Raw genomic sequence first — 7,600 nt, 5'->3', positions numbered from 1 at the left:
TCGATTTTAAGTTGAGTGTAAATTTTACCGTTTTGGCGCAGTATGTCGCGCACCTCGTCGCCCGTGATCGCATCTATCCCGCAGCCGAAGCTGACTAGCTGCACCAGCTGCATGCGCGGATATTTACAGACGAACCTCGCCGCGCTATAAAGCCTGGCGTGGTAGGTCCATTGATTAAGGCTTTTCGTCTGCACCCTGCTAAGCGGCAGCGCGTCCTCGCTAAGCACTACGAAGCCCAAGGAATTTAGATAGCGATCGATACCGTGATTTATCGTCTTGTCGATATGATACGGACGACCCGCTAGCACGATGGCAGGCATGCCGCTTGCATTGATCTCCTTTAGGGTCTCCTCGCCTTTTATTAAAATGGTATTTTTATAGTTTTGCAGCTCCTTAAGGCCTTGCAAGACGGCGTTTTTCACGGCGTCAGAGTGAAATTTATACCCAGCGTCCGCGAGCTCAGCCTGCATCGTTTTGCAAAACGAATCTTGCATGTTAAGATCCACGTGCGGGTAGAGGAATTTTTTCTCCTCTAGCGCGCCTACGTTCGCGCGTATCAGCTCGGGGTAGTATGCGACTACGGGGCAGTTGTAGCAGTTCTCGCTGATATTTTCATCGAGGCTGTAGCTCATACACGGATAAAAGATAAAATCGACGCTCTTATTTAGCAGATCGTAAATGTGGCCGTGCACGCTTTTAGCCGGGTAGCAGACGGTATCGCTCGGGATGCTTTGGCTTGCTAAAAACAGCGTCTCTTTTCGCGGCTTTTGCGACAGCACGACGCTCATACCTAAATTTTCAAAAAACGCGCTCCAAAATGGGATCATCTCAAACATATTCAAAACAAACGGAATTCCAACCCGCGGCGCATCCTGCTTCGGTGGCTTGCGATATTTTCGCAAAAGCTCGTTTTTAAACTCAAATAAATTCGTAATGTCGTGGCGGATCTCCTTGCCTGCGCCGCGCTCGCACTTATTTCCAGAGACGAATTTAGTATCGCCGAAGTAGCTGATCGTAAGCGGGCATTTGTTCGTACAGAGCTTGCAGACGCTAAATTCACTGCGATGAGTGAAATTTTCAAGCTCTGCACGACTGATCATATCGGTATGCTCGTTCGCGTTATTTTTGGCAAAAAGCGCCGCGCCGTATGCACCCATAAGCTCGCTGATATCTAGACGGATCACGTCCTTGCCGAGCTCTTTTTCAAAAGCTCGTAGCACAGCGTTGTTTAAAAAAGTACCGCCCTGTACGACGATGTTTTGACCTAAATCGTCGGCGTTTCGCACGCGGATAACCTTGTAAATCGCATTTTTGATGACGCTAATAGCAAGACCTGCGCTGATGTCCTCGATCGTAGCGCCGTCTTTTTGAGCTTGCTTAACCGAAGAGTTCATAAATACCGTGCAGCGGCTGCCGAGCTTGGCGGGATGGGTCGCAAAAAGGGCTAAGCTTGCAAAATCTTTAATGTCATAACCCAAAGAATTTGAAAAGGTCTGCAAAAACGAGCCGCAGCCCGAGCTACATGCCTCATTTAGCACGATAGAATCGATATTGCCATCTTTAATGGAGAAACACTTGATGTCCTGCCCGCCGATGTCGATGATAAAATCTACTTTCGGATTGAAGTGGCGCGCAGCGCTGTAATGCGCAATCGTCTCGACGATACCGTAATCAAAGCGAAAGGCGGTTTTAATGAGATCCTCGCCGTAGCCGGTAACACCGCTGCCCTTGATCTTGATGCGACCCTCGCAAAGATCGTATAGCTCCTTAAGACGCGGCAGCAGGATGTCGACTGGATCGCCTTTATTGGATGAGTAAAATTTATACAATAGTTCGTAGTTTTCGCCTATCAGCACGACCTTGATCGTAGTACTGCCGCAATCCACGCCCAAATACGCGTCTCCGCTGTAGGTGTGGATATCCACCTTAGGCACGCTTGCGCGGGCGTGGCGAGCGATGAACTCGTCAAATTCCGCTCTGTCTTTAAAAAGTGGCGGCTCGGCTTCCAGCGCGGTCCTGTCGGGCTCCTTTTTTAAAAGCGCGATCGTCTCCTCTAAATTTAACGTCTCGCCCGTATCTTTTGCGTACAGCGCGCTACCATAAGCCACGAAGTAAGGCGCAATGTCGGGGAAGGTCGCGGTTTCGTCGGTGAGCTTTAGCACCTCTTTAAAGCGCGCCTGAAGACCTTTTAGGAAAAACAACGGACCTCCCAAGAATAGGATATTGCCCTTAACTTCGCGACCTTGCGCAAGCCCCGAGATCGTCTGCTCGACGACCGCGGCGTAGATACTGGCGCAAATATCCTCTTTTCTAACGCCCTGATTTAGTAGCGGCTGAATGTCGCTTTTAGCAAACACACCACAGCGTGAGGCGATTGGGTAAATTTTATTCGCCGCAAAGCTTAAGCAGTCAAGCTCCGTGATATCCAGATGCAAAAGATTGGTCATCTGATCGATAAATGCGCCGGTACCGCCCGCGCACGAGCCGTTCATCCGCTCCTCAAGTCCGCCCGTGAGAAATAAAATTTTAGCATCTTCGCCGCCCAGCTCGATGACGACGTCGGTCTTTGGAAACATCCGCTTGACGCCGAGCGAGGTAGCGAAAACCTCTTGGACGAACGGAATTTTGCAATTTTTGGCGATACCCATACCCGCCGAACCCGCTATGGCGACGCTGAATTGCTCGCCTGCATAGGTTTTTTGGATTTGCAAAATTTTATCCAGCACCAGCTCTTTGGGCTTTGCTAAATGCCGCTCGTAGCTCTTGCTTAAAATTTCATATTTTTCGTTTAAAACTACCGTTTTAACAGTGGTTGATCCCACGTCAATGCCTAAAAAAATCACATCTCGCTCTTTATTGAATAAATTTTACTCGGCCGAATCCTCGAATTTAGCGCGAGCTTTCTAAATTAAAATTTGCATTTTATAGTAATATTTTTAAACGCAAATAAAATCAGGATATATTTTATCTTTTTCTATCGAAAAAGACGATTTTTAGGCGGTTTAAAATTAAAAATTTTAATGGAAAAGTTACAAAATTTTAGATTTAATGCGAGTAGATTTTGCGCGAAATTTTTTAAAATCTCGCGCATTATAAAAAGAGCTTCCCTTTGAATTAAGAAGCGTAAATTTAAAGGATTATTTCCGTAGCTCTTTGATTTTAGCCGCTTTACCGTGTCTGTCGCGTAGGTAAAATAGCTTCGCACGGCGAACGCGTCCTTTTCTTAGAACCTCGATGCTTTCAATGCTCTCGCTGTAGATCGGGAAAATCCTCTCTACGCCTACGCTATTAGCGCCGATCTTGCGGATGATAAAAGTCTCGCTGACGCCGTTTCCGCGACGCGCAATGCAGGTACCTTCAAAATTTTGAATTCTGCTCTTATCGCCCTCTTTGATCCTGATAGCTACCTTTAAGGTGTCGCCGGCACGGAAATCAGGCACACTTTTGCTTGTGATCTGAGCGTCCTCAAACGCTTGGATATACTTGTTTTTCATAAATTTCCTTTATTTCTGGCGATTTTTCGGTACATATCCGGGCGGAAGAACCTCGTTTTGCATAGCGCCATTTGATTTTTCAAGCTGTGCATTTTAGCGTGATTACCCTTTAAAAACTCTGAAACTATAGGTAAATTTTCAAAAACATCAGGCTTTGCGAACGCGGGTGCCTCTAAAATTCCGCCTTCAAAGCTTTCTTCGACGAGCGAGCTTTCGTTACCTAAAACGCCCTTTATGTTGCGGCTTATCGCATCGCACATACAAAGCGCGCCGAGCTCTCCGCCGGTAAGAACGAAATCGCCGATACAAAAAATTTCACCTACATATCTTTCGACTATGCGCTCATCAATCCCCTCGTAGCGCCCGCAGATAAAGCATAGGCTCTCTTCGCCGCTTAGACGCTTGGCGTCGTTTTGATTAAATTTCTTACCGGCAGGCGAAAGATAGATAAACTTGGCGTTTTTAAATTTAGCTCTTACCTGCTCGATCGTCCCGGCAAGCGGCTCCGTGCCGATCAAAAGCCCCGCACCGCCGCCGATCATATAATCATCTACCTTTTTATACCGATTTGTCGTGAAATTTCGCGGGTTAAAAAAATGCGTCGAGATTATTTTCTTATCGACCGCGCGCTTTAAAATCGAGTCCTCAAAATACGGCGCGATGAGATTTTCAAACAGTGAGATAAAGATAAAATTCATGAGTTTTCCAAAATCGCGCGTGCGTTTTGCGTAAAAATTTTACGCTCGCTAAGCGAAATTTCTTTCACATAGGCGTCCACGTAGGGGATGAAAAATTCTTTCGGCAAAGTCTGCGAAATTAAGCTTTCATCCGTTTCTACTTCAAAAAGATATCCGTTTCCGATCTGCGATATGTCCCTTACGCGCCCCAAAATCGCGCCGTCTTCATAAATTTCAAGCCCGATAATATCGAAATAGAAAAACTCGCCCTTTTGCAATTTGCAAAATTTCCGTGTGTCCTCTTTGCTTCGGTAAAGGATTTGGTTAGTTAAATTTGCCGCCGCTTCTACGCTTTCGTAATTTTTAAAAATAGCGCTAGAATTTGCGCCGTTGAAGGATAGAATTTCTAAAATTTCGCCGTTTCGCAGATAAAATTCGGCGCCTTTTTTAAACTGAGAGGGGAAGTCGCTGCGATCAAAAATTTTAACCGCGCCCTTTAAGCCGATAGTCCGACCGAGCTTCGCGACCTCTAAAAGATCATCAGGCATCTTTGGCTTTGACGGTAATTTTATAATTGATCGGATCTTTTGCTTTATAGCCGATGATGACGGTCTTTATGGCGTTTATCATTTTGCCGTCCTTGCCGATGAGTTTGCCTGTATCGGCCTTGTCGGCATAGACGATGATCTCGGTAAAGTTTTCGCCGACCCGCTTTTGCGTAGAAACGGACTGCGGATAGTCGGCGATCAACTTTGCGTATTCTTTTATAAAATTTTCTACCATTTTATTTGCTTGTGATTTGAGCGACCCTATCGCTTAACTTCGCGCCTACGCTCTTCCAGTATGCCAAACGCTCCGCGTCGAATTTGATATTATCGCTATCTTTTAACGGATTGTAAAAGCCGATCGTCTCGATAAAGCCGCCGTCGCGTCTTTTCCTGCTATCCGTTACCACGATGCGGTAAAAAGGCTGCTTCTTTCTTCCGATTCTTGTAAGCCTAACAACTGTTGCCATTTTTTCTCCTTAAATTTTTGTAAGTTTTAGAACTTGCAGATGGCTAAAACTTAAACATCTGCAAACTCTACCGAGGGGCTATCTCGGTAAATTTTGCCTTTGAGCGATCGAGGCAAGCCCCTGCATACCGCCCTTGCCCGAAAATTTCTTCGCAAGCTTCGAAGCGCCCGCGAACTGCTTCAAAAAGCGGTTCACTTCCACTTGCGAAAGCCCCGCGCCGGCAGCAAGTCTGCGCTTACGAGAATTATTTAGCAGATCGGGATTTTCGCGCTCTTTCGGCGTCATAGAGTTAATCATCGCTTTGATATGAAGTATCTCTTTTGAGTTTTCCAAATCGATATCTTTTATCTTATTCGCCATGCCGGAAAGCCCCGGGATCATGCCGATTAAATTTTTCATATTGCCGAGCTTTTTCACGCTTTCGAGCTGATTTACGAAATCGTTGAAATTAAACTCGCCCTTTTTGATCTTTTTGTTTAGAGCTTTAGCTTCTCTTTCGTCGAAAACGGCGCTTGTTTTCTCGGCTAACGTCGCCAAATCGCCCTCGCCCATAATACGACCTGTAATTCTATCGGGTATAAAGCCCTCCAGATCGGCCACCTTCTCGCCGGTTCCGATAAAGCGAAGCGGGATGCCAAGCTGCTGCGCGATACCGAGAGCTACGCCGCCTTTGGTATCTGCGTCAAATTTGCTTAAGATCACGCCCGTAAGGCCTAAAATTTCATCAAATTTAGCGGCCGTTTTAATGCCGTCTTGGCCGCTCATGGCGTCCGCTACGTAAAAAATTTCATGCGGATTTAGAGCTTTTTTCATCTCCGCAAGCTGCGCCATTAGCGCCTCATCGATCGCAAGACGTCCCGCCGTATCTACGAGCAGTACGTCATAAAGGCCGCTCTTAGCCTTGCTTAGCGCTTTTTCCGCAACTTTTAGCGGATCGCTCTCGCCCTCGATAAAAAATAGCTCGATCTCGTTTGCTTCGCACAGCTGGCGGAGCTGTTCGACCGCGGCTAGGCGCTGCAAGTCGCAGGCTGCGACCAAGACCTTTTTTTTACGAAGTTTCAGATAGTTTGCGAGTTTTATCGTGCTCGTGGATTTTCCGCTTCCTTGAAGTCCCGTCATCAAAGCTACCGTAGGAGGCGTGCTAGCGAACACAAATCCCTGGCTGCTGCCTCTAGGCGCCGTTAAAATTTTAGTCAAATTTGTCTTGATGGACTGCAAAAACGGCTTCTGCCCTATAGTGCCGATACGAAGATCGGCTTCGACAAGCGCCAAAAAATCCTTTACGACTTTGTGGTGCACGTCGGCCTTTAAAAGCGCCTTTTTTAGCGTCTCCAAGGCGTTTTTTAAAGCTTTTTCGTCATCGATTGTTTTTAATTTATTGACCGCGTTTTTAAACGACTCGCTTATGATCTCAAACACTTTGATCCCTTATAAAATTTTTAAACTTGCGATGTTACCTAAAATTAACTTAAAAGCCATTGAATATCAGAGATCCTTAGGAATTTCAAAGCCGAATTCGTTGAAGCTTTTACCCGGAGGAGCTTTAAATTTTAACCCCAAAATCTCGGTCTCGTACGAGTGCAGAAACATCCGTTTTGCGCGGCTTTTAGCGTATTTTTCATCGCCTATTACGCCAAATCCAGCATTTGCCAGATGCACGCGGATCTGATGCGTCCTGCCCGTCTCGATCCGCACTTTTACGAGCGATTTTTTGCCGCTTACCATCAGCGGATAAACCTCGCTAAATGCGCTCTTGCCGTTTGGCGAAATTTTAGAAAAGGCGCCGCTTCGGGTCTTTATCGTCAAAATCGGCTCGTTAAATTTCATCTCTTCGCTCACGATCCCTTTCACGATCGCGATGTAGCTTTTCTTTACGCGCAAATTTTTAAATTCCGCAATCGCCGCTTCGCGAAATTCCTCGTTTTTGTACAGCAGCACGACGCCGCTGGTTTCCTTATCCAGGCGGTTTAGAAGCCCGAATTTATAGATTTTTTCCAAATTTTCGCTGCTCATAAAGGGCGGCTTATTGACCGCCAAAACGTTCTCATCCTCGTAAATGATTGCGGGTTTTGCGGGCTTCATTACGCTAAATTTAGTATTTTCGCCGAGCATCTCGCGCGCTAGAGCGATCTTTGCGCCGCGCGCGCTTACAAGTCCTGCGTCGATGAGCGCTTTGGCTTCGTTGTGCGAGATATTTTCCTGCGCTGCGAGCAGTTTGTAGGCTTTTTCTTGCATTAAATTCTTTCCTTGATTAAATTTTCTATCTCTTGCAGATCGCAAATTTTATCTACCCGCGTGCCCTTTAACGGCTCTTTTAAAACGCTCGAAATTTCATCCGCGCCGCACAGAGCGATATTTTGCACGAGCGCGTACAGCGCCTTTTGATTATGAAAAAATCGCCCGCTGATGATCGG

8 protein-coding genes and 1 pseudogene are annotated in these 7,600 nt (G+C 46.4%); all 9 read right to left on the bottom strand.

Annotated elements, in window-relative coordinates; all coding sequences use genetic code 11:
* Positions 1 to 2,822, bottom strand: a 2,822-nt coding sequence (locus tag QZ176_RS10045) for an acyl-CoA dehydratase activase (RefSeq protein WP_295153292.1), incomplete at its 3' end; no start/stop codon positions are given.
* 315 nt (positions 2,823 to 3,137) lie between these two features.
* Positions 3,138 to 3,494, bottom strand: a complete 357-nt coding sequence (gene rplS, locus QZ176_RS10040; protein ID WP_295153290.1) for a 50S ribosomal protein L19 — start codon at positions 3,492 to 3,494, stop codon at positions 3,138 to 3,140.
* On the bottom strand, positions 3,491 to 4,192 hold the full coding sequence (trmD, locus tag QZ176_RS10035) for a tRNA (guanosine(37)-N1)-methyltransferase TrmD (protein ID WP_295153288.1): 702 nt from the start codon (positions 4,190 to 4,192) through the stop codon (positions 3,491 to 3,493). The genes rplS and trmD overlap by 4 nt, the downstream gene beginning before the upstream one ends.
* Positions 4,189 to 4,719: a ribosome maturation factor RimM gene (gene rimM, locus QZ176_RS10030; RefSeq protein WP_295153286.1), complete on the bottom strand. Its 531-nt coding sequence runs from the start codon at positions 4,717 to 4,719 to the stop codon at positions 4,189 to 4,191. Before rimM ends, trmD begins: the two co-directional genes overlap by 4 nt.
* A complete protein-coding gene (locus tag QZ176_RS10025) occupies positions 4,712 to 4,954 on the bottom strand; it encodes a KH domain-containing protein (RefSeq protein WP_005873158.1) in 243 nt (80 codons plus the stop codon). The genes rimM and QZ176_RS10025 overlap by 8 nt, the downstream gene beginning before the upstream one ends.
* 1 nt (position 4,955) lies before the next feature.
* Positions 4,956 to 5,186 carry a 30S ribosomal protein S16 gene (rpsP, locus tag QZ176_RS10020; RefSeq protein ID WP_005873159.1) on the bottom strand — a complete coding sequence of 77 codons (231 nt, stop codon included), beginning with the start codon at positions 5,184 to 5,186 and terminating at the stop codon, positions 4,956 to 4,958.
* A 78-nt stretch (positions 5,187 to 5,264) separates the two neighbouring features.
* Positions 5,265 to 6,605: a signal recognition particle protein gene (gene ffh, locus QZ176_RS10015; RefSeq protein WP_295153284.1), complete on the bottom strand. Its 1,341-nt coding sequence runs from the start codon at positions 6,603 to 6,605 to the stop codon at positions 5,265 to 5,267.
* Between the two features lie 66 nt (positions 6,606 to 6,671).
* Positions 6,672 to 7,421, bottom strand: coding sequence for an RluA family pseudouridine synthase (locus tag QZ176_RS10010; RefSeq protein WP_295153282.1), 750 nt, complete (start codon positions 7,419 to 7,421; stop codon positions 6,672 to 6,674).
* Positions 7,421 to 7,600 (bottom strand): annotated as a pseudogene (locus QZ176_RS10005) (3-deoxy-D-manno-octulosonic acid transferase); the annotation flags it as partial. The pseudogene QZ176_RS10005 and the gene QZ176_RS10010, both read right to left, overlap by 1 nt.

This window comes from uncultured Campylobacter sp. (assembly GCF_905373215.1).
Taxonomy (GTDB): domain Bacteria; phylum Campylobacterota; class Campylobacteria; order Campylobacterales; family Campylobacteraceae; genus Campylobacter_B.
Note: the sequence above shows the minus strand (reverse complement) of the source record. Positions and strands in the feature narration are given on the sequence as shown.